The sequence below is a fragment of the Vibrio sp. 10N.247.310.17 genome (assembly GCF_041466605.1).
Lineage (GTDB): Bacteria > Pseudomonadota > Gammaproteobacteria > Enterobacterales > Vibrionaceae > Vibrio > Vibrio tasmaniensis_A.
On the sequence record NZ_JBFSTC010000097.1, the window covers coordinates 1 to 22,983 of the forward strand.

Below are 22,983 nucleotides of genomic sequence, written 5' to 3' on the forward strand. Positions count from 1 at the left end.
TATCGCCCAAACTGGTTAAATTTTAACAGTGACAACTACCCTGCCAGATAGGGCAAGCAAGTCATCTTAGATATTAACGAACTAGCAAAAGACCATGAATTTTTCAGTATTGGTGGCTTAACGATCAGCCCAAGCGAAAACTTGTTGGCCTATGGCGAAGACACGCTGAGCCGCCGTATTTACACCATCAAGATTAAAGACCTCACGACAGGTGAATACCTAACAGATGAAATTGAAGGGGCTTCGAGCGCGATTGCATGGCAAAACGACAACCAAGCCTTTTACTACATCAAAAAAGATCCACAAACATTACTTGGTTATCAAGTTTACCGTCACGTTTTGGGCACACCTCAGACAAGCGATGAGTTAATCTACGAAGAAACCGACAGCGCTTACTACACCTCTTTGAGCAAAAGCAAAGATGGTGAACAGGTCTACATTTGGCACTCGAGTACAGAAACTAGCGGTGTTTCAGTCATAGATGCCAACAATCCAAACGCTAAAGCTGAAGCTTTCTACCCACGAGAAACGGGTATCGAGTACAGCATCGCTAAGCTAGGTGATTGGTACTACATCTACACCAACTACCAAGCAGTCAACTTCCGTTTAATGAAAGTCACTGCTGAAGAGATGCATGACCGCTCTAAATGGGTCGATATCATTCCTGCTGACGAGAATACTCAGCTTGTTGACTTCGAGCTGTTTGATGACCATCTGGTTTACGAGCAACGTGCGAATGGCTTGTCTACTGTGAAAGTTCGTCAACTCTCAACAGGGAAAGAGTTCCCACTTGAATTTAACGACACTGCTTTTGCTGCTTACTTAACAAGTAACTATGAATTAGATAACTCAAAAGTTCGCGTCTATTACAGCAGCTTAACCACACCAGGTACTTACTATGATTTCGACCTAAGTTCAGGAGAATCCGAAGTCATGAAACAAACACCTGTATTGGGTGATTTCGAAGCGGATAACTACCAATCAGAGCGAATTATGGTAACGGCTCGCGATGGTAAGCAAGTACCTGTCTCTCTGGTTTATCGTAAAGACTTATTCAAGAAAGACGGCACTAACCCAATCTACCAATACGGCTATGGCTCTTACGGCCACACTATCGAACCAACCTTTGGCTCGGCTCGTCTCAGCTTACTTGATCGCGGATTCGTCTATGCGATCGCACATATTCGAGGTTCAGAGATGCTTGGTCGCCCTTGGTATGAGGGCGGCAAAAAGCTAACCAAGCAAAACACGTTCAACGACTTTATCGATGTAACCAAAGGGCTGGTTGAAGAAGGCTACGGCGCACAAGATAAAGTGTTCGCCGTTGGTGGTTCTGCTGGCGGTCTATTGATGGGCGCAATCATCAACCAAGCACCAGAACTGTACCGTGGCATCGGAGCACATGTTCCGTTTGTAGACGTTGTCACAACCATGCTTGACGAATCGATTCCTCTCACCACCAACGAGTATGATGAATGGGGCAACCCGAACGATAAAACCTATTACGATTACATGCTAGGTTACTCACCATATGACAATGTGAAGGCTCAAAGCTACCCGAACATGTTGGTAACAACAGGCTTGCATGACTCACAAGTACAATACTTTGAACCCATGAAGTGGGTGGCGAAGCTGCGTGAGATGAAAACAAACAACAACGTGCTGCTGTTCAAAACCGATATGGAAGCTGGTCACGGTGGGGCTTCTGGTCGATTTAAGCGATTAAAAGAAGACGCACTTGAATACGCGTTCTTTTTAGACTTGCTAAAGACTCAGTAGATTCTGCGTAAAAGTGAGTATTCACACCATTTTGTCGCCATTTAGGGGCGACAAAATGGCGACAGAAATTATTAAGCATGCTTAAATACGATTAATCATGAAACCCACCAAATCAGCAAGCCCTTGAAAAGCAAGCAATCACAAGGGTTTACGAGAGGTATAAAAACAAATGAAAGTAATTAGCTTCAACATCAATGGCCTTAGAGCCCGTCTTCATCAGCTTCAAGCTATTATCGATAAGCACCAACCTGATGTGATTGGTCTACAAGAGATCAAAGTGCACGATGAAGCCTTCCCACTAGCCGATGTTGAAGCTATGGGTTACAAGGTCTACTTCCACGGTCAAAAGGCTCACTACGGTGTGGCGATGCTTTGTAAGCAAGAGCCAATTTCGGTACAAAAAGGCTTTCCTACAGACAACGAAGACCATCAAAAACGCATGATCATGGCGACGTTTGAAGATGAACACGGTGAGAAGGTCACTGTGCTAAATGGTTACTTCCCTCAAGGCGACAACATTAAGCATGAAACCAAATACCCGTACAAGCGCCAGTTCTACAAAGACTTAATGACGTACCTGAACGATTACCACAACAAAGATGAACAAGTGATCGTAATGGGAGACATTAATATCAGCCCTACCGATATTGATATCGGCATTGGTGAACCTAATGCGAAACGTTGGTTGAAAACCGGTAAATGTTCTTTCCAACCAGAAGAACGCGAATGGTTGAAAACATTGATGGATTGGGGTTTTGTGGACAGCTTCCGTTTACTACACCCTGAAGTGAACGATCAATACTCATGGTTTGATTACCGCTCAAAAGGCTTCGTGGACAACCGCGGCCTGCGCATTGATGTGGTACTTGCGACTCAGAAGCTTGCTGATAAATGTACTGAAGCGGGCATCGACTACGAGCTACGCGGCATTGAAAAACCGTCAGACCACGCGCCGATTTGGTCGACGTTTAAGTAGTTACTTTTAGGTAACAAAACTTAGCCATATAAAAAAGAGAGGAGTTAATATCTCCTCTCTTTTTTATTCGTGACTCTATCTGCCATATACCTAATTAAGCGGCCAAGCGGTCGTGCCGTCAACATCTAACGGCGTCTTAGCAAATTCATCTAAGCAATAGCCTTGATTAGACGATGCAAAATATGTCAAAGGCATGTTACTTAGACTAAGAGCGGTGACTTGTTGCTTCGCTTTATCACTGAAACTGAATCCCCACATATCTAAGTATTGCTTCATATCCCTTTCTGCTACGTAGCTTAATGCGATAAGTAACCAGTCATTGTTGGTGATGCCTTCGGCTTCCTGTTTAGTGTAATCTGAAAAGCCAATCGAGCCTTTACCGTTATTCCAAAGAGTATCACTGGCTTTCAAGCGATTAAACTCGCGTTCAATCAAGTGTAAGCGCCCTAGCAAATGCCAACCTGAATTCAACACACCTTGCTGCTCTGTCAACATCATCATTTGAATGAACATACGAGCCCCCCAACTCCAACCCGTTTGATTTTGAGCCGCCATAAAAGCGTTTGGATCTGGTTGAGTTCGGCTCTGCTGTAAAAGTTGATACTGCCCTTTAAAGTCTAAGCTTTGGCAAGACGATACCTTTGCCGTGTCTTTGTAATACTTTGATTTACTAAAATACGAATAATAGTTGGTTGTTGAGTGGCCTTCCCATCCAGCGAATCTAAAACGTCCTCTTTCCAGTCCATGACCAAGCTCGTGCAAATCACCATGCCCTAGAGGATGAAAAGACCAATAAGCATCGTAAGGATTCCCTGAACAACCATAACCACAAGTCGCTTGATCGGCATTCATGTGCTTTACAATATCAATGTTCGCAATTTCCCAACCCTTTGCCTCTCCGTATTGGTGTATTTCAGCAATTTCATCAATTCCTGGCCCTTTGAAACCCGCAAGTGCATGAGGAAGGTTGTGTACGTAACGCTCTGTGGCGAGAGCCATATCATGCGGCTGTGCCCAATCAGAGGCTCCGATAGACTCTTTCATCTTGTCTAGTTTAGAGTGAACTTCAAATCCGGGAGTCACCAACTCAGCCCAGTCAAAGTTACCTTCTTCGAGCTGCGCGACAAAGCTATCGTTGTCCGCTTTACTTCGCCAAACAGGGTGTTGGGCAACATTTTCAAAACGCAGCTCTACATCGATATCGTTGGTATCAAAATGAACTTGTAATGTCCCGCCATAGGCAGAGGTCAGGTATATCGTTTCTCCATGCTTTACGGGGTAAGTTACCGAAGTCAAAAACTTCGGCCTTGCATAGCCGTCTTTACCCGAAAACTCATGAGTCGCACCGCTACGTAGTGTGTTAAGGGCAATCGACGTTGCCACTTTGTTGTTATCTAATCGCGTCACTTTGATCGTCTTACCCGGTAAGGCATATACACCCGCCGCACGGAAGTTTCTCTTTGACTCTAAAGTAATATTCTTGGTGATGAGAGGAACATTCTTAAAGTTCTTGGTGCTGAAGTTCCCTAAACTCGGCTGTGCTGCGTTATGTTGTCGAGTGTTGTATGTCGCGTAATCACTGTAATACGATCGAAGAAAGTCGATTCTATCTGTTACGTCTTTACCCATTGGGTACTTAACGTCTTGTCGGTAGCGATCAGCAAGTAGCAGTAACAGCTTTTCATATTCGTAGTTCTTGGATGCAAAGAGATCAATTTTTTTGCTATCAAGCGTCGTTAGGTGTGAACGAATACTGTTCGTGGCCTTATAGAACTCTTCATCCATGTTGGACTCATCTGGGCAAGATTTATCATCACATAAATTCAAGTCAACAGTGAAACTATCGAGTTTCAGGCGCTGTAAAAGTGCTTGTTGTTTGACGATATTATCCGGCATGCGATCAATCAGTTGTGTTGAATCCCAATTTGACAGCCCTAGCCTGCGCCAATAGTTATCACCAACATACGTCATATGCATTTCTGCAAATAGTGCATTGCCTAAGTCCGTCATACCGCCATCAAGATGCAAGTACAGCACGGGAATCTTTTTGTTGAACGCCAAACGTAACCCCGTCATTACATCGTTAATTTCGTCACCAGCATTTAACTTTTGAGACAAAATCAATAAATCAGGGTTGTTCGTTTCAATACATTGGCTTAATTTGCTGCCGTCACAGGCGTTATCATCATTGATAACCATCGAAGGATTGATGTTGCTCGTTAGCCAGTTTCGCGTTGCTTTGTCATCAGGAAAATAATAAGACTGATCCATCTGAGCCAAGACAACATTCTTAGGTGAACTTGTGCCTGATGCCCAACCCACCAAGTTTTTCAACCACACTTCCATTTCTGCGTTGACTGAATCCGTTGAACGTTGCTTAGTTCGAAATGGGTTACTTGCTAACGCAGCGTAACGACTACCGCTCGATGTATAACCTGCAATACCAATCGCAAGCTCTTGGTCAGTATATCCACTCTGCATCGCTTTATTGGTTTGCAGGATGACATCGTTGAAGCCGTAAGTTGGTAAGATTATCGCGGCATCGTGTGTTGGATCCCAATGAAGATTGCGCAGCGGCGTGCCGTCTGAATTTTTAGACAGAGACTGTTTAATTTGACTGTAATCAGATTTGTATTGGGCAACGAGCGTTTGGCTGGCGTCAATAAACTCATTGGCATTAGATACAAGGGATGCATCTCCGGATTCAAGCGCTTTTTGTACCGCCGTTTTACTCGGAGGTTGAGCGGAATCACTAGAACCACCACATGCAGAAAGTAGTAGAGACGACGGCAAAATTAGACACAAAGATAAGATGTTTTTTTTCATTGTTATACGACACTCAAAAAAATTGGAGCAAGTATATCTATGGGTTTAATGAAGTCAATTGATTCGACTAATGGGTTCGTGATTTATGGAGTGAATTTAACAAATACCACTTAAACTTATTAGAACCCGAACAATTGAATTGAAATTAAAAACGGTGCTACAAGAGCGCCGTTTATCTAAGAAAATCTGTATCGTAGAGTTAACTTAACGGTCTTAGGTAAGCAAGGAAACGCTTCTCTGCGAATTTGAAAATCGCAATGATGATAAACGTTAGCGCCATGTAGAATAGACCTGCAGTTAGGAAAGACTCGAATGGAGCGTAGTAACGAGAGTTGACCAAACGTGCAGCACCAGTTAGATCCATAATGGTTACGATACCTGCTACCGCTGAACCATGAAGCATAAAGATAACTTCGTTACTGTAAGCCGGTAATGCACGACGTAGAGCACTTGGCAAAATGATGCGGCGGTAAGTCTTTGGTGTGCTCATGCCGTACGCTTTCGCGGCTTCAACCTCACCTTTCGGTAAGCCATTAATAGCACCACGAATGATCTCTGCAGTATATGCTGATGTGTTCAGAATAAACGCAACTAAAGCACAGAACCACGCGTTTTCCCATAGTGTATCTTTTACTGGGAAGAATTGGTCCATACCGTAGTAAATCAGGTACAACTGCACCAATAACGGCGTACCACGGAAGAAATAAATGAACGACCAAGCCGGAGCGTTAATCAGCATATTTGGACTATTGCGAGCGATAGCTAATGGTATGGCTACGAATAAGCCAACAATCAAAGCGACACAAACCATCCAAGCCGTTGTCCACAAACCACCAAGGTAAATCGGCAGGCTTTCAATTATCAATGAAAAGTCCATAACTACCTCGCGTGGATACTGAATTTACGTTCAACCAACTTAAGTAAGCCCGTCGAAACACTGGTGAAGAATAAGAAGATGATTGCCACCGTCATATAGAAGGTAAATGGCATTTTGGTTGAACCCGCCGCCAGAGCGCTAACACGTACCATGTCTTCAAGGCCAATAATAGAAACCAGCGCGGTAGTTTTTAGTAAAACCAACCAGTTATTACCAAACCCCGGCAATGCGTGACGAATCATTTGCGGTAATAGAATACGACGGAATGCTAAGACAGGGCCCATACCATAGGCCTTTGCCGCTTCCATCTCACCGCTGTCGACAGCCATTATCGCACCACGGAAGGTTTCTGCCATGTACGCGCCGAAGATGAATCCAATGGTTAAGACGCCAGCAATGAATGGGCTGACATCAATATAATCAGGTAGGTAAGCGGTCCATTCGTGGTTAGGGTCACTTGATGTGAACCACTCATTGAGCCACTCATTGATGGAATACAAACTGTTGTTTAAAAGGATTTGTCCACCAAAGAAAATTAGCATCATCAATACGAGATCGGGTATACCTCGAATAACGGTTGTGTAGAGGGTTGCAATTGCACGAGCCCAGCGATAAGGCGCGAGTTTAGCTAAGGCACCTAGCATACCAAGAACCATAGCTAAAATTAGCGACAGTAAGGCAACTTCGATTGTAAGCACCGCCCCTTTCAGGATCGACGCTTCATATCCTTGTAAATCAAACATAATGAATTCCAACAGAACTGCGAAAAAGTTGGTAAGACAGGGAGAGGTGAGCCTCTCCCTTAAGAAGTGACGCTAAAGATTACTTACCGTATACGTCGTAGTTGAAGTATTTAGCAGCGATATCTTGGTAGATGCCTTTTTCACGTAGTGAAAGGATTGCAGCATCTAATTGCTTAGTCAGATCTTTGTCTTGCTTACGTAGAGCAATACCAAAACCTTCACCGAACCACTTAGGATCAGTTAGTGATGGACCAACAAACTCGTAGTCTTCGCCACCCGCTTTGTTTAGTACGCCTTCTTCTAGAGCAGATGCATCACCCAGTACAGCAGCAACACGACCGTTAGCTAGATCAAGGTAGGCTTCGTCGAATGAGCCGTAACGAACGATTTCTACTGTGTCGCCGTAGTTATCTGTTAGGTACTTGTCGTGGGTTGTTGCACGTTGAACGGCAATTTTTTGACCACTTAGATCATCAAAGTTAAGGCCTGCACCTTTTTTAGCGATGAACTTGTTTGGGATAAGTGCGTATTTACCTGTGAAATCAATCTTTTTCTTGCGCTCTTCCGTGATAGACATTGCCGCAATGATCGCATCATATTTACGAGCAAGCAGAGAAGGAATAATACCATCCCAATCTTGTGCAACGATCTTACACTTCACCTGCATTTCAGTACAAAGCGCGTTAGCCATATCGACATCGAAGCCTTTCAGCGAACCGTCAGCTTCTGTCCAGCTAAATGGAGGGTAAGCACCTTCAATACCGAAACGTACTGTTTTCCATTCTTTTGCTTGAGCTACGCCCGTTGCAGCAGTTGCAGCAAGTGCCGCGACTAATAACCACTTTTTCATATCCCTACTCCTGTGATTTAGGTTTTCATGTTTTGCTAATTTTAATATTGTGTTTGTTGTTACTTATTAACTTACTTGTTGTGTTTCATTGTTAACACTGTCGCCATTTACCTTAGCAACAGCATTTCAATTCTGATTAGTAAATCGATGATATAAATTGTTGTAATCGCTCAGATTCAGGCTCAGTAAACAGTTTAGCTGGATCGCCCTGTTCTTCCACCAAGCCTTGATGTAAGAACATCACATGATTTGATACGTCACGAGCAAAAGCCATTTCATGTGTTACCACAAGCATGGTTCTTCCCTCTTCTGCTAGATCGCGCATTACACCAAGTACTTCCCCTACTAACTCAGGATCAAGTGCCGATGTTGGTTCATCAAATAGCATTACTTCAGGATCAACCGCTAACGCTCTTGCAATCGCAGCACGCTGTTGTTGTCCGCCAGATAAATGACCCGGGTAGTAATCTTTGCGTTCATATAGCCCTACTTTCTTCAGTAGCAGCTCAGCATTTTCAATCGCTTGTGCTTTAGGTACACCTAAGACGTGAACAGGCGCTTCGATAACATTTTCGAGAACGGTCAGATGAGACCACAGGTTGAAACCCTGAAAAACCATTGCTAAGCGAGAACGGATTCGCTGTACTTGTTTTTCATTGGCAGGAACAGAAACACCTTGGCGGTTGTTTTTCATTTGAATTAATTCACCATTAACCCAAATCTCGCCAGCAGTAGGTGTCTCTAAAAGGTTGATACATCTAAGGAAAGTACTTTTACCCGACCCTGAAGATCCGATAATCGATACTACATCGCCTTTATGCGCAGAAAGTGAAATTCCCTTTAAAACTTCATTTTGACCAAACGTTTTGTGTAAATCCTTTATGTCCAGCGCCGGTACATCTTTCATGCGCTTTCTCTCCCAAGTTTGTGAAAATGCAAGGTACTCCGACCTTTTCATGCGATACAAACTAGCACCACACGGAATAACATGCAACAAATTATTAACCTAATAATTTGGAATAAATAGCGATTCACTCTGACTTATTATGCAAAATGTAGCGTTTTCACCTCAATTTAATGAATGAGTTCTATCAATAAGTCGTAATTACCACTCTTACATTGTTTAAATAAAGTTAATCAAAATGAGATTCTCGTAGCTTGGTGCCTCACAAGAAAAACACGTTTTGTGAACTTAAAAACTGCGCTGCCAACAAAATTTAACACCCGCAGTAGTACACCAAACTCACTATACGAGAACGTTATTTGAAGGTCGTTGAGTGGTTAAAACTTCATAGGCATAAGAGACCAGTTACTAATAGTGAAACCACTCAGTAAGTAAGAGGTATCCGGCTGATGCTATGTAGAGCAAGACATGAAGAAGATAGCTAACGTCAATTTGTGAAAACTAATTACACAATTCATCAACGGTACGTTAATGAATCGCTTCGTTTTGTAGCTTTCTTTCACATAAACTCATAAAGTGATCAAGATCAATCACCCTAAAGGGTAAGCTTGTTAGACTCAGCAGCAAAGAATAAGGCGTTAAAAATGCCAAACATTTCTTTTAACTTAGCTGCATAAAGCACATCAAAACCGTGCAACATAATATTAATAAGTTATAACTAAGAAATAACGCAATTACGCGAAATTTTATAATTCAATTTTAGAATTACTAACATAAAAATATGAGGAATCTATGTCAGACGTTGTGAATAATGCGAACTCTGAAGTAGAAGAGAAAAGCTATAAAGAGCTACACCGCCCTGCTTCTGAATTTGAGAGCCGCTCAGATTACTTAGATCACGAACTTCAAATCATGAAGCCTCGTCGTTTTGGCCTAAACCTTCCAGGCCGTGATTTCCGTTTTGAACTTGAAGATCTTGTTCCTGCACTTGCTGGTACCATCGGTATCATCGCGATGTACTCTGCAGTAATGATGTCTTGGGCTGATGGCCTAACTCAAGCTTGGGATCACGTAAACCTAGGTAAAGACTTCGCGATTGAAGTTGCTCGTGTAGAAATGCTGATTCCTGCACTGCTGTTCTGTATCCTTGCTTCTGGTTTCTTCAACCCGAAAGCAAACCTTGCCGGTAACCACGGCCCAATGATTCCTCTTATTGGTACCATCGCTCTCGCTGGTGCTCACCCTCTTGCATTGGCTATCCTTATCGGTGTCTTCGGTCTAATCCTAAGTTTCCTAAAAGGCGGCTCCAAGCTGGTTAACCTGACTTCGGAAGGTACCGCTGGTGGCTTGCTCATTTTCTTAGGCCTAACAGGCACCATGAGCCAAATTAACTCAATTCAAGCATGGGCGGTTGGTCTTCAATCTTCTACTGTTGAAGCGGGTAGCATGGGTTACGTTGGTTTAATCGTTCTTGCTATTACTATTGCTATCTATGCTTTCTTAGCAAAAGTGAACAAGCGTTGGTTAGCTATCCCAGTTTGTGCATTCACAGGCCTTGCTATTGCATTAGCATTGGGCGCTGGTTTCGATATCGTATTCGAAACTGAAATGGGTATCCCAAACCTAAACCCAGTTTACTGGTGGGGTTCGACTTCTGAAGGTTGGATGCTTGGCTTGCCAAACGTTGAACACTTCATCGCTTCTCTACCATTTGCAATCCTAGCGGTAGCGATGTGGTCACCTGACTTCCTAGGTCACCGTATCTTCCAAGAACTAAACTACCCTAAAAAGTCTGAAAAAGTTCTGATGGACGTTGATGACACTATGACTATGTGTTCAGTTCGTCAAATGGTGGGTACAGCGGTTGGTGGTGGTAACATCACTTCTTCTTGGGGTACTTACATGATCCCAGCAGCAATCGCGAAACGTCCAATTCCTGGCGGCGCAATCTTGCTTGGTTCTCTATGTATTATTGTTGCGATTCTTGGTTTCCCAATGGACGTTGCAGTATGGCCACCAGTGATGCGTGTTGCGCTACTTGTAGGTGTATCTCTACCTCTACTTGAAGCGGGTATGCAAATGGTTAAGGATTCAAAGGATTCTCAAGCAGCTGGTATCTGTATCTTCGGTTCAGCGGTTGTTAACCCTGTATTAGCATGGGCTCTGACTATGCTTCTTGATAACAACGGTCTAATTGGTGATAAAGAGCGTGCGAAGCGTCTATCATTTGTAGACAAGATTGTAATCCCAGTTGGCGTTTTAGTTATCTGTTTAGTAGCAATGCTTGCAGTTGGTATGCTAGAAAGTCAATATGGCCTAAAAGCTTGGCTATAATGCTCATTACTACACAAAAGTAGTATCGGGATTAAAAAAAAGTTTGGGTGGCAACCCCTGCCACTCAAATTTTTTCAACTTTTTTTGGCATTTATTGATTTAGTTTAAGGTTTACAGAAATTTTTTAGCGTAGTCTTGAATACATAGAGTAAAGACAACATATAAAAGGTAGTGACAATATATATAACCATATGACGCTCATATGCTCATATATATTGTTATTAATAAGAGTGTACTACCCTTACGAGGGGCGCTGGCTCAACAGTGTTAATGTACGTATTTTTTCTACTAAAAAGGTAGGTATGTCATGGCAGAGCAATTTGCTAAAGCTTGGGAAGATTTTGCTGCAGGTGAGTGGCAAAGCGAAGTAAACGTTCGTGATTTCATTCAAAAGAACTACACGCCATATGAAGGCGACGAGTCTTTCCTAGTTTCTGAGGGTACTGAAGCAACTAACAAGCTTTGGTCTTCGGTAATGGAAGGTATCAAACAGGAAAACGCAACTAAAGCACCTGTAGATTTCGATACTTCTGTTATCTCTACCATTACTGCTCACGATGCAGGTTACATTGAGAAAGATCTTGAGACTATCGTTGGTCTACAAACTGAGAAGCCACTAAAACGTGCAATCATCCCTAACGGTGGTGTACGTATGGTTGAAGGTTCTTGTAAAGCATACGGTGAAACTCTTGACCCAATGGTTTCAAAAATCTACTCAGAATACCGCAAAACACACAATGCTGGCGTTTTCGATATCTACACTCCTGATATCCTAAAATGTCGTAAGTCTGGTGTTCTGACTGGTCTTCCTGATGCTTACGGCCGTGGTCGTATCATTGGTGACTACCGTCGTGTTGCACTTTACGGTATCAACTTCCTAATGAAAGACAAAGCTGCTCAATTCGCTTCTCTACAAGAGCGTTTCGAGAACGGCGAAGATCTTGCTGCTACAATGCAATTGCGTGAAGAGATCTCTGAGCAACATCGTGCTCTAGGTCAAATCAAGCAAATGGCTGAGAAATACGGTTTCGATATCTCTGAGCCAGCTCAAACTGCTCAAGAAGCTATTCAGTGGACTTACTTCGGCTACCTAGCTGCGGTTAAATCTCAAAACGGTGCTGCAATGTCTCTAGGTCGTACTTCGACTTTCCTAGACATCTACATCGAGCGTGATATCGCTGCTGGCAAAATCACAGAAGACCAAGCACAAGAGATGATCGACCACTTCGTAATGAAGCTGCGTATGGTTCGTTTCCTACGTACTCCTGAGTACGATGAGCTATTCTCTGGCGACCCAATCTGGGCTACAGAGTCTATGGGTGGTATGGGTGTTGATGGTCGTACGCTAGTAACGCGTTCGAACTTCCGTTTCCTTAACTCTCTATACACTATGGGTCCTTCTCCAGAGCCAAACATCACTGTTCTTTGGTCTGAGCAACTACCTGACGGCTTCAAGCGTTTCTGTGCGAAGGTATCTATCGATACTTCTTCTATCCAGTACGAAAATGATGACCTAATGCGTCCTGACCTTGGTTCTGATGATTACGCAATCGCTTGTTGTGTATCACCAATGATCGTTGGTAAGCAAATGCAGTTCTTCGGCGCTCGTGCTAACCTTGCAAAAACTATGCTTTACGCAATCAACGGCGGCGTTGATGAGAAGCTTAAAATGCAAGTTGGCCCAGTTGGAGACAAGATCACTGACGAAGTACTTAACTACGATGACGTAATGGATCGCCTAGACACATTCATGGATTGGTTAGCTAAGCAATACGTGACAGCTCTAAACAGCATTCACTTCATGCACGACAAGTACAGCTACGAAGCGTCTCTAATGGCTCTTCATGACCGTGACGTTCGTCGTACTATGGCTTGTGGTATCGCTGGTCTGTCTGTTGCTGCTGACTCACTGTCTGCAATCAAATTCGCGACTGTTAAACCAATCCGCGACGAAGATGGCATTGCAACTGACTTCGAAATCGAAGGCGATTACCCTAAATACGGTAACAACGACTCTCGTGTAGATGATATCGCTTGTGAACTAGTTTCTACGTTCATGAACAAGATCCGTAAGCTTAAGACTTACCGTGATTCAATCCCTACACAGTCAGTTCTTACTATCACGTCTAACGTGGTATACGGTAAGAAAACAGGTAACACTCCAGACGGTCGTCGTGCTGGCGCTCCTTTCGCTCCTGGTGCAAACCCAATGCACGGTCGTGATGAGAAAGGCGCTGTAGCTTCACTAACGTCTGTAGGTAAACTACCGTTTGCTGATGCTCAAGATGGTATCTCTTACACTTTCTCTATCGTGCCAAACGCACTAGGTAAAGAAGAAGATAGCCAACGTGCTAACCTTGCAGGCCTAATGGATGGTTACTTCCACCACGAAGCTGGCATTGAAGGTGGTCAACACCTTAACGTGAACGTTCTTAACCGTGAAACTCTAGAAGACGCAGTTAAGCACCCTGAGAAATACCCTCAGCTAACGATTCGTGTTTCTGGTTACGCTGTACGCTTTAACTCTCTGACTACAGAGCAGCAAGCTGACGTAATCGCACGTACATTTACTGAGTCTCTATAAGCTCACGCTCAATAGACAGTAAAAACTATTAGCCTCGCCAATGTGCGGGGCTTTTTTATATCTACCCTAAATCTCATCAATGCCCCCTCCCCTTAGAAAGATTAGATTGGCCACAAAAAGCACACTCGCATTCACTTTTTTTCTACAAACCGACTCAAACTACGGTACTATTTCTGTTCATCATTTTAGAGTAACCGCTACATGAAATACCTTCGTTATTTACCACTGATTCTCCTCTCTTGTTCATCACTGGCATCTGAACGCTCTACGTTAACTTTTGCGTTAGACAACGATGGTATCTTTGGTGTCGACCAAGACTATACCAACGGTTTATTTCTGGGTTACACATCGTCAAGTATTACGCCATACGCTTGGGTAAAACCATTGAGCCTTTCCTATTGGGGCGCAAGCTCTTTAGATAAGTGGGAAATCACCATTGGTCACAAGATGTACACGCCTTCTGACATTGAATTAGAAAAACCATCAGCCAATGATCGTCCATACGCAGGTTACCTACATACAGAATTCAACTACATCAGCTTGAACCCACAACAAGCCCAGCGTTTTAACATCACGTTTGGTACTACAGGCGAGCGAGCACTTTCCGAAGACGCTCAAAAACTGGTTCACTCAATCACTAAATCAGACGAACCTATGGGTTGGAAGTATCAAGTTGATGATGAGTACGCAGGTAGCCTTGGTTACTTAAGTCATTTCAACCTAATGCGTAATCAAGCATTAGCGAATACTGACTTCGAGATATCTAACGTATCAGAGATCAACGTTGGTAATTTTAGAAGCGACATTTCTACTGGATTTATGTTCCGTTGGGGTACTGACTTGGGCGGCAACTTTGGCGCAGCGAACATCAGCACAGAAAACCCATTCAAAGCAGGCATGATAGGTGCTTCAAATACAGGTTGGTTTACTTACGCAGGTCTTGAAGGGCGTTACCGATTTAATGACCTGACTGTCGAAGAGGATCGTTCCGGTGTTAATGATTATGCAAAGAAAAATGACAAAGATCCTGCGATCTACGATGTGACTTTAGAAAACATTCAAGCGACAGCCGTACTTGGTGTTGCTTGGTATAACCGATACGTTGGTGCTTCTTTCGCACTTACCGCAAAAACACCCGATTACCAAGAAGCAACAAAGTCAGTGTACGGTACTGGTGGCATCACTATGTTTGCTTTCTTCTAGCCATAGAAAAGGCTTTCACCGCCTGCTTTTCAAGTTAAATAAAGGCAATCATCTTCACAGGTGATTGCCTTTATTTTTAAAGACCTAGTTACTATTTGACCCTATTTTATGTACCGTTTTTGTAATAAAATAAACGGTATAAATTCCTATACGAGAATAGCTCATGTCTACAACTGGTCGCATTCACTCATTCGAATCTTGTGGTACTGTCGATGGCCCTGGTATCCGCTTTATTGTGTTTCTTCAAGGCTGCTTAATGCGTTGTATGTACTGCCATAATCGCGATACATGGGATCTTCATGACGGAAAGGAAGTAACGGTCGAAGAGATCATTAACGAAGCAAAATCATACCGTCATTTCATGAAAGCCTCTGGCGGTGGTATCACCTGTTCAGGTGGCGAAGCGATGCTACAACCTGAGTTTGTTCGTGATTTTTTCCGCGCGGCTCAAGCTGAAGGCATCCACACTTGTCTTGATACTAATGGCTATATTCGTAAACACACTGAAGTGGTCGATGAAGTACTAGAAGCCTCTGATCTGGTAATGCTGGATCTTAAACATATGCGAGATGAAATTCACCACGATTTCATTGGTGTATCCAACCGACGTACTCTGGATTTTGCACGCTACCTACACAAAATAGGTAAGAAGACGTGGATTCGTTATGTGATTGTTCCTGGCTACACAGATACGCCAGAAGATGCGCATCTTCTGGGTGAATTCATTAAGGACATGGATAACATCGAAAAAGTAGAACTGCTTCCATACCACAAGCTAGGTGCTCATAAGTGGGAAGCATTGGGTCACGACTACCCTCTTGAAGGTACAAATCCGCCAAGCAAAGAAAAAATGGACGAGATTGTTGCTATCCTCAGTCAATACCATTCAAACGTAAAATACTAATTTAGACTTACGTTAATAGTGATTTCAAACGCCTCAATTTCGATTGGGGCGTTTTCTTTTTTGGTTAAAACAATCCTTTCACTTTTCTTTACAACTTTTGTTTATCAATTCAAAAAATCATATTAAATCCGTGTTGAGATCATGTTTCCACTCTTAGGAATGCTGTTACTCTTACTGCAACAAAATAATATAACATTTAGTTTTTTAGTGAGGTTCCTCCCATGGAAATGACCAATGCTCAGCGTCTAATTCTATCAAATCAATACTACCTAATGTCTCAAATGGATCCTGAGAACTCAGCTAAATACCAGCGTCTACAAACGATTGTAGAACGTGGTTACGAACTCCAAATGCGTGAGCTTAACAAAGAATTTGGTTGTTTAACTGAAGCAGAATGTCGCGAAATTATCGACATTATGGAGATGTACCATGCGATGCAAGAGTCGAATAAAATGCTTGCAGATCAAGAGCGTGCGGAAGTCGACCAACGTCGTCTACAATTCCTAGGTTTCGATATCGCTTCTGAAGCACAAATCGTACATTACGTGCGTTTCCTTGTTGATTCTGAAGGACTTTACCCTCAATTTGACAAAGCAGATCACCACTTCAATAGTCAAATGCCAATGTTAGAAAAGTACCGTCGCATGCTAACAACGTGGCGTAACTGCCCTCGTCAGTACCACCTATGTGCGACAGAGCTATCTCAAATATTTAGTGCTTAGTGCATTAGAAGATTAGCTTTAACTAGGCTTATAAAATTTCAAAAAAAGGGTTACTCATCATGAGTAACCCTTTTTTAATATTCATATATAAAGCGATAAGCCAAAGCACCTAGAATACATAAGCGACACCGACGTTAGCGGCCATGTTAATGCCACTTTCAAGTATTGGGCTGTTCTCAATATCACCTTCAAGGTTGGTATATCGCACACCGCCGGTTACTCGAACATTTGGCGTCACATGCAGATAACCACCTAAACCGATAAAGTATTGGCCATCCCAGTCAGCGTCAAATTCATCTAAATTGGTTCTCGCCGCTTCCGATGAACTCACTCCGTACAGGTGATTATTCAAACGCTTACTGTTATACGAGTAACCAATAGATGGTGTAATCGCCCAGCCATTACGACGAATTGGTAGGCGCCATGCCGCTTCTGCATAGATGCCATTGTGCCTAAACCCTAAGTCTGAGCCCGCTGTCGCTTCAAACATACCGACCAATGTAATCACTTGATAGCTTACACCTCCCAACACCGACGCTTTACGCTCATCTAACTTCTGGATATCAGCATTATCAGAGTCACTTGGCTTTAATGTTCTTGGATCATAAACCGCTCTAAACACAATATTCTGTGGTGAACCTGCAGGTAGCAAGCGATAACCAGCACTGAATCCACGCATGAAAAAATGCTCACCTTCATAACCAATCATGGGGATCACCGTACGATTTGACGGCGTCTCTTTATAGACAGCAGGAGAATAAGAGGCGGCAACGCCCAATGACCACTGCGATATTTTTGCATGCGTTACTGTCGAAGCCAGTAACGCCACACTGATAGCCACTATTTTTAACCCATTATTCTTCACTATATTTACCTATTTATTGAGCAACATTGGATAACGCAGCGCATTATATGGTACTTCATTCCAAAAAATCAATAGAGCTCAGTTATACATCTAATACACATAAATCCAGTGTGAGTATTGTTAAGCGACCTAAAATCACAAAACAAACGGTTAGGTCCGCTCGAATGTAAAATAATTCGATTCCACACGCCTCAAGTTGCCTATTGCGCTCGCTACGTTTTTCACACGCAAAATTGTAAATAAATACATAATTGTTAAGCAAAATTGTCGAAGCGGGTCTAACCTTAAAATGTAGGGAGAGCCTATTTTTCAATCGCTCGTCAGTTTTGACTGGTTAACAAGGGGAATGTGACTATGAGTATTTTTGACCACTATCAATCACGTTATGAAGCAGCCAAGGAAGAAGAGCTGACATTGCAAGAGTTCTTAGGGCTGTGTAAAGACGATAAAAGTGCTTACGCGAATGCTGCCGAGCGCTTATTACTCGCCATTGGCGAACCGGAGGTCATTGACACTGCTCAAGATCCTCAACTAAGTCGTATTTTCTCGAACCGTGTCATCTCACGCTACAGTGAATTTAAAGATTTCTACGGCATGGAAGACGCGATTGAACAGATTGTTTCTTATCTAAAACATGCAGCGCAAGGTTTAGAAGAACGTAAGCAAATCCTTTATCTACTTGGCCCTGTGGGCGGTGGTAAATCTTCCCTTGCTGAAAAACTCAAAGCACTGATGCAAAAGCTACCAATCTATGTGCTGTCTGCCGATGGTGAGCGAAGCCCAGTGAATGATCACCCCTTCTGTCTATTTGACGTAAACGAAGATGGCGAGCTTTTGAAACAAGAGTACGGAATAGAGAAACGTTACATACGCTCTATCATGTCACCTTGGGCAGCAAAACGCCTCCATGACTTCGGTGGTGACATCTCCAAATTCAAAGTCATCAAACTGCGCCCTTCTATTCTCGACCAAGTTGCGATTGCGAAGACAGAGCCGGGTGATGAGAACAACCAAGATATCTCGTCTCTGGTTGGTAAAGTCGATATTCGTAAGCTTGAGCACTTCTCTCAAGATGATCCCGATGCCTACAGTTACTCTGGTGCACTGTGTAAAGCAAACCAAGGTGTGATGGAATTCGTAGAGATGTTCAAGGCGCCAATCAAAGTCTTGCACCCACTCCTAACGGCAACACAAGAAGGTAACTTCAACGGTACTGAAGGACTTTCTGCACTGCCATTTGACGGTATGATTCTGGCTCACTCAAACGAATCCGAGTGGCAGACCTTCCGTAACAACAAAAACAACGAAGCCTTTCTCGACCGTGTGTACATTGTAAAAGTCCCTTACTGTCTGCGCGTCTCTGAAGAAGTTAAGATCTATCAAAAACTGCTTGAGAACAGTGAGCTATCCAAAGCCCCTTGTTCGCCAAGCACACTCGATCTGCTATCGCAATTCAGCATCCTATCGAGATTGAAAGAGCCTGAAAACTCTTCTCTATTCTCAAAAATGCGGGTTTACGATGGTGAGACTCTAAAAGACACCGATCCAAAAGCGAAGAGTTACCAAGAGTACCGAGACTACGCAGGTGTTGACGAAGGCATGTCTGGGCTATCAACGCGTTTCGCCTTTAAGATCCTGTCTCGTGTATTTAACTTCGACCAAGCCGAAGTGGCTGCAAACCCGGTTCACTTGTTCTACGTGATTGAACAACAAATCGAACGTGAACAGTTCCCTCAAGAAACCGCTGAGAAGTATCTTGAGTTCTTGAAAGGATACCTAGTACCGCGTTACGTAGAATTCATTGGTAAAGAAATTCAAACCGCTTACCTAGAGTCTTACTCTGAGTACGGACAGAATATCTTCGACCGCTATGTCACCTACGCGGACTTCTGGATTCAAGACCAAGAGTACCGCGATCCAGAAACAGGACAGCTATTTGACCGTGCTTCTCTGAATGGTGAACTAGAAAAAATCGAGAAAACAGCTGGGATCAGTAACCCTAAAGACTTCCGAAATGAGATTGTGAACTTCGTGCTTCGTGCCAAAGCCAACAATAACGGTCAAAACCCAGTTTGGACGAGCTACGAGAAACTGCGCACTGTAATTGAGAAGAAAATGTTCTCTAACACAGAAGAGCTACTTCCTGTTATTTCGTTCAATGCTAAGACCTCAACGGATGATCAGAAAAAACACGACGACTTCGTTGCTCGTATGATGGAAAAAGGCTACACCGAGAAACAAGTGAGACTGCTATCTGAGTGGTACCTAAGAGTTCGTAAATCCTCATAACCAAACTGTATTGAGCTGCTCAATTGGGCAGCTCGTACAAACCAATAACTTTATACCCTAACGAACGAATAGCTTTAGTAAACTAATAACTCTTATACCCGAATAAAAAGTAGGATCGCAACATCAGCTGAGAGGGAGTTCTTATGGCACAATTTATCGATCGGAGGCTCAATGGCAAGAATAAGAGTGCTGTGAATAGACAGCGTTTCTTACGACGCCATAAAGAGCAAATCAAAGAATCTGTGGCCGATGCAGTCAACCGACGCTCAATCACCAATACTGAAACCGGTGAAGACGTCACTATTCCTCATAAAGACATCAAAGAGCCAAGCTTTCACCAAGGTCAAGGCGGCGTAAGAGAACGCGTTCACCCAGGTAATGACCAGTTCATCACGGGCGATAAAATTGAACGTCCTAAAGGTGGCGGTCAAGGTGGTGGCTCAGTCCAGGGTGACGCAAGCCCTGATGGCGAAGGCCAAGATGAATTTACCTTCCAAATTTCAAAAGATGAATATCTTGATATTCTCTTTGAAGATTTAGCTCTGCCTAATCTAGAGAAAAATCAGGTCAACAAAATCACTGAATGGAAAACACACCGTTCTGGTTACCAAAGCGCGGGGATTCCGTCTAACATCGCTATCGTTCGTTCACTGCAACAATCTCTGGCTCGTAGAACCGCGATGACAGCAGGTAAAAAGCGCGAGCTCAACATACTGATGGAGCAACTTGACCAAGTAAAAATGACAGAACCAGCACAACCTTTCGAAGAGAGTCGCTTGAAAGAAGAGATTGCTGAGTTACGTAAAAAAATTGAAAGCGTGCCGTTCATTGACACCTTCGACCTGCGTTTTAAAAACTACGAGAAGCGCCCTATTCCATCTAGCCAAGCCGTTATGTTCTGTCTAATGGATGTATCTGGCTCAATGGATCAAGCCACCAAGGACATCGCAAAACGCTTCTACGTACTGCTTTACTTATTCCTCAATCGCACATATGAAAACGTCGATGTTGTGTTTATTCGTCACCATACTCAGGCTAAAGAAGTTGACGAACATGAGTTCTTCTATTCACAAGAAACTGGCGGCACGATCGTTTCTAGTGCACTGAAACTAATGAAAGAAATTGTCGCAGATCGTTATCCTGCTAATGAGTGGAATATCTACGCAGCACAAGCTTCTGATGGAGATAACTGGGCGGATGACTCACCTCGCTGTAAAGAACTGTTGGTCAATACGCTATTGCCGACTTGCCAATATTACTCTTACATCGAGATTACGCGCCGTTCACACCAAACGCTTTGGCACGAGTACGAGAAGCTAGAAGCGAGCTTCGATAACTTCGCCATGAAGAACATTAAAACGGTGGATGATATTTTTCCTGTGTTTAGAGAACTGTTCCAGAAAGAGACTGCGTAAGGGAGTTTGCCATGACAGCGAAATCAAACGTTGCAGAGAAAGACAAATCTGCACAGAAGAAAAACGACAAGATGCTGCCTGATGGTCCAGATTGGACGTTCAACCTCTTGGAACAATATCACGTAGAAATTAAGCGTGTGGCGCAGCATTACCGTTTAGACACTTACCCGAACCAGATTGAAGTGATTACCTCTGAGCAGATGATGGATGCTTACTCCAGTATTGGTATGCCCATCAATTACAACCACTGGTCTTTTGGTAAGAAGTTCATCCAGACAGAGCAAAACTACAAACACGGCCAAATGGGCTTAGCGTACGAAATCGTGATCAACTCAGATCCGTGTATCGCTTACTTAATGGAAGAGAACACGGTCACGATGCAAGCGTTGGTAATGGCGCATGCCTGTTACGGCCATAACTCGTTCTTTAAGGGTAATTACCTGTTCCAAACTTGGACTGATGCAAGCTCGATTATCGACTATCTATTGTTCGCGAAAAAATACATTACCGATTGCGAAGAAAAGTATGGTGTGGCTGAAGTCGAGAAACTTCTCGATTCTTGTCATGCTCTCATGAATTACGGCGTAGATAGATACAAACGCCCTGAGAAGATTTCCATAGCTGAAGAGACAGCAAGGCAAGAAGAACGTGAAGCGTATCTGCAATCTCAAGTCAATGAGCTGTGGAGAACTGTGCCTAAAAATCAAGACAAGGAAAAAGAGACCAAAATCCGCTTTCCTAGCGAACCTCAAGAAAACATTCTCTACTTTATCGAGAAGAACGCACCACTACTTGAACCTTGGCAGCGTGAGTGTGTTCGCATTGTTCGCAAGGTGAGCCAATACTTCTACCCTCAAAAGCAAACTCAAGTAATGAACGAAGGCTGGGCAACCTTCTGGCACTACACCATTCTTAACCACCTTTACGACGAAGGCTTGGTGAGTGACAAGTTCATATTAGAATTCCTACACAGCCACACCAGCGTGGTCGCACAGCCCGCCTACAACAGCCCTTATTTCAGCGGGATAAACCCTTATGCGCTTGGCTTTGCGATGTTTAGAGACATCCGACGTATCTGTGAAGAACCAACCGATGAAGACAAAGAGTGGTTCCCTGAGTTAGCCGGAAGTGATTGGTTAGAAGCGGTGCACTTTGCCATGCACAATTTCAAAGATGAAAGCTTCATCAGCCAATACCTCTCACCAAAGATCATTCGAGACTTTAAACTATTTTCTGTGCTCGACGACGACCGCAAAAACACCATTGAGATAAGCGCTATTCACGATGACCCAGGCTATCGCTTGATTCGTGAAAAGCTTGCGGCGCAATACAACCTAAGTAACCTTGAGCCGAATATTCAGGTGTTTAACGTCGATGTTCGTGGTGATCGCTCGATGACACTGCAGTATGTGCCTCACGGCCGTATACCGCTTGATAAAGGCTACGACGAAGTGATGAAACATCTCTATCGCTTATGGGGCTTTGATGTAATTTTGGAAGAGCTCAAAGATACGGGTCATAGAGAGATTCTGACTACTTGTCCAAAACGTAATGATTATGGAGCCAAGATTTAATATCAATCACAGTAAGTCAGTGCTTGGTATAAAACTCCGCTCCCCCTACAACATAGTGGTCACCCGCTCGGAAGTGGAGCAATAAAAAAGGTTCATCGCGGCTTTCCGGGGAAAGCCGCTTTTATCTTCAAGAAGAAG

The 22,983-nt window shown here is 43.4% G+C and carries 15 protein-coding genes and 1 pseudogene; 10 read left to right on the forward strand and 6 right to left on the reverse strand.

Annotation, left to right across the window (positions count from 1 at the left end; translation table 11 throughout):
* Nucleotides 1-54 precede the first annotated feature (54 nt).
* Together AB6D80_RS20635 and xthA are read left to right on the forward strand one after the other, a co-directional pair.
* Nucleotides 55-1,779, forward strand: a pseudogene (locus tag AB6D80_RS20635) (S9 family peptidase); the annotation flags it as partial.
* A 169-nt stretch (nucleotides 1,780-1,948) separates the two neighbouring features.
* Nucleotides 1,949-2,755 carry an exodeoxyribonuclease III gene (gene xthA, locus AB6D80_RS20640; protein WP_012603593.1) on the forward strand — a complete coding sequence of 269 codons (807 nt, stop codon included), beginning with the start codon at nucleotides 1,949-1,951 and terminating at the stop codon, nucleotides 2,753-2,755.
* Between the two features lie 90 nt (nucleotides 2,756-2,845).
* Here the strand turns inward: xthA and AB6D80_RS20645 are convergent, their stop codons facing one another.
* The 5 genes from AB6D80_RS20645 to AB6D80_RS20665 all read right to left on the reverse strand — a co-directional run bounded on the left by AB6D80_RS20645 (nucleotide 2,846) and on the right by AB6D80_RS20665 (nucleotide 8,958).
* Nucleotides 2,846-5,581 (reverse strand): ImpA family metalloprotease, encoded by a 2,736-nt coding sequence (locus AB6D80_RS20645; protein ID WP_372031949.1) that lies wholly within the window; start codon nucleotides 5,579-5,581, stop codon nucleotides 2,846-2,848.
* 199 nt (nucleotides 5,582-5,780) lie between these two features.
* Nucleotides 5,781-6,458: an ABC transporter permease gene (locus AB6D80_RS20650; protein WP_017097697.1), complete on the reverse strand. Its 678-nt coding sequence runs from the start codon at nucleotides 6,456-6,458 to the stop codon at nucleotides 5,781-5,783.
* Nucleotides 6,459-6,460: 2 nt separating this feature from the next.
* The gene (locus AB6D80_RS20655; protein WP_012603591.1) at nucleotides 6,461-7,201 is read right to left on the reverse strand and encodes an ABC transporter permease; all 741 of its coding nucleotides are present in this window, start codon (nucleotides 7,199-7,201) and stop codon (nucleotides 6,461-6,463) included.
* 79 nt (nucleotides 7,202-7,280) lie between these two features.
* The gene (locus AB6D80_RS20660; RefSeq protein ID WP_009846319.1) at nucleotides 7,281-8,051 is read right to left on the reverse strand and encodes an ABC transporter substrate-binding protein; all 771 of its coding nucleotides are present in this window, start codon (nucleotides 8,049-8,051) and stop codon (nucleotides 7,281-7,283) included.
* A 136-nt stretch (nucleotides 8,052-8,187) separates the two neighbouring features.
* Nucleotides 8,188-8,958 carry an ABC transporter ATP-binding protein gene (locus AB6D80_RS20665; protein ID WP_004736532.1) on the reverse strand — a complete coding sequence of 257 codons (771 nt, stop codon included), beginning with the start codon at nucleotides 8,956-8,958 and terminating at the stop codon, nucleotides 8,188-8,190.
* 789 nt (nucleotides 8,959-9,747) lie between these two features.
* Between AB6D80_RS20665 and AB6D80_RS20670 the strand changes: the two genes are divergently transcribed.
* From AB6D80_RS20670 to AB6D80_RS20690, 5 genes are all read left to right on the forward strand, one after another.
* Entirely contained in the window at nucleotides 9,748-11,289 is a 1,542-nt protein-coding gene (locus AB6D80_RS20670; protein ID WP_009846317.1) for a DUF3360 family protein, read from the forward strand.
* A gap of 307 nt (nucleotides 11,290-11,596) precedes the next feature.
* The gene (gene pflB, locus AB6D80_RS20675; protein ID WP_017102065.1) at nucleotides 11,597-13,873 is read left to right on the forward strand and encodes a formate C-acetyltransferase; all 2,277 of its coding nucleotides are present in this window, start codon (nucleotides 11,597-11,599) and stop codon (nucleotides 13,871-13,873) included.
* Between the two features lie 201 nt (nucleotides 13,874-14,074).
* Nucleotides 14,075-15,076, forward strand: coding sequence for a lipid A deacylase LpxR family protein (locus tag AB6D80_RS20680; RefSeq protein WP_017102806.1), 1,002 nt, complete (start codon nucleotides 14,075-14,077; stop codon nucleotides 15,074-15,076).
* A gap of 163 nt (nucleotides 15,077-15,239) precedes the next feature.
* On the forward strand, nucleotides 15,240-15,980 hold the full coding sequence (gene pflA / locus AB6D80_RS20685) for a pyruvate formate lyase 1-activating protein (protein WP_009846312.1): 741 nt from the start codon (nucleotides 15,240-15,242) through the stop codon (nucleotides 15,978-15,980).
* 221 nt (nucleotides 15,981-16,201) lie between these two features.
* On the forward strand, nucleotides 16,202-16,702 hold the full coding sequence (locus tag AB6D80_RS20690; protein WP_009846313.1) for a YfbU family protein: 501 nt from the start codon (nucleotides 16,202-16,204) through the stop codon (nucleotides 16,700-16,702).
* Between the two features lie 109 nt (nucleotides 16,703-16,811).
* Here AB6D80_RS20690 and AB6D80_RS20695 read toward each other — a convergent pair whose 3' ends face one another.
* Nucleotides 16,812-17,567, reverse strand: a complete 756-nt coding sequence (locus AB6D80_RS20695) for a MipA/OmpV family protein (protein WP_012603587.1) — start codon at nucleotides 17,565-17,567, stop codon at nucleotides 16,812-16,814.
* A gap of 354 nt (nucleotides 17,568-17,921) precedes the next feature.
* Between AB6D80_RS20695 and AB6D80_RS20700 the strand changes: the two genes are divergently transcribed.
* From AB6D80_RS20700 to AB6D80_RS20710, 3 genes are all read left to right on the forward strand, one after another.
* On the forward strand, nucleotides 17,922-19,856 hold the full coding sequence (locus AB6D80_RS20700; RefSeq protein WP_372189451.1) for a PrkA family serine protein kinase: 1,935 nt from the start codon (nucleotides 17,922-17,924) through the stop codon (nucleotides 19,854-19,856).
* A gap of 143 nt (nucleotides 19,857-19,999) precedes the next feature.
* Nucleotides 20,000-21,271: a YeaH/YhbH family protein gene (locus AB6D80_RS20705; protein WP_372189453.1), complete on the forward strand. Its 1,272-nt coding sequence runs from the start codon at nucleotides 20,000-20,002 to the stop codon at nucleotides 21,269-21,271.
* Nucleotides 21,272-21,282: 11 nt separating this feature from the next.
* Nucleotides 21,283-22,845, forward strand: a complete 1,563-nt coding sequence (locus tag AB6D80_RS20710) for a SpoVR family protein (RefSeq protein ID WP_372189455.1) — start codon at nucleotides 21,283-21,285, stop codon at nucleotides 22,843-22,845.
* Nucleotides 22,846-22,983: the final 138 nt, after the last annotated feature.

Coding starts and splice junctions, on each gene's coding strand:
- AB6D80_RS20705 (WP_372189453.1), top strand. CDS start 20,000: ATGGCACAATTTATCGATCGGAGGCTCAATGGCAAGAATAAGAGTGCT.
- AB6D80_RS20670 (WP_009846317.1), top strand. CDS start 9,748: ATGTCAGACGTTGTGAATAATGCGAACTCTGAAGTAGAAGAGAAAAGC.
- AB6D80_RS20650 (WP_017097697.1), bottom strand. CDS start 6,458: ATGGACTTTTCATTGATAATTGAAAGCCTGCCGATTTACCTTGGTGGT.
- AB6D80_RS20645 (WP_372031949.1), bottom strand. CDS start 5,581: ATGAAAAAAAACATCTTATCTTTGTGTCTAATTTTGCCGTCGTCTCTA.
- AB6D80_RS20690 (WP_009846313.1), top strand. CDS start 16,202: ATGGAAATGACCAATGCTCAGCGTCTAATTCTATCAAATCAATACTAC.
- xthA (WP_012603593.1), top strand. CDS start 1,949: ATGAAAGTAATTAGCTTCAACATCAATGGCCTTAGAGCCCGTCTTCAT.
- AB6D80_RS20700 (WP_372189451.1), top strand. CDS start 17,922: ATGAGTATTTTTGACCACTATCAATCACGTTATGAAGCAGCCAAGGAA.
- AB6D80_RS20655 (WP_012603591.1), bottom strand. CDS start 7,201: ATGTTTGATTTACAAGGATATGAAGCGTCGATCCTGAAAGGGGCGGTG.
- AB6D80_RS20680 (WP_017102806.1), top strand. CDS start 14,075: ATGAAATACCTTCGTTATTTACCACTGATTCTCCTCTCTTGTTCATCA.
- pflA (WP_009846312.1), top strand. CDS start 15,240: ATGTCTACAACTGGTCGCATTCACTCATTCGAATCTTGTGGTACTGTC.
- AB6D80_RS20660 (WP_009846319.1), bottom strand. CDS start 8,051: ATGAAAAAGTGGTTATTAGTCGCGGCACTTGCTGCAACTGCTGCAACG.
- AB6D80_RS20665 (WP_004736532.1), bottom strand. CDS start 8,958: ATGAAAGATGTACCGGCGCTGGACATAAAGGATTTACACAAAACGTTT.
- AB6D80_RS20710 (WP_372189455.1), top strand. CDS start 21,283: ATGACAGCGAAATCAAACGTTGCAGAGAAAGACAAATCTGCACAGAAG.
- pflB (WP_017102065.1), top strand. CDS start 11,597: ATGGCAGAGCAATTTGCTAAAGCTTGGGAAGATTTTGCTGCAGGTGAG.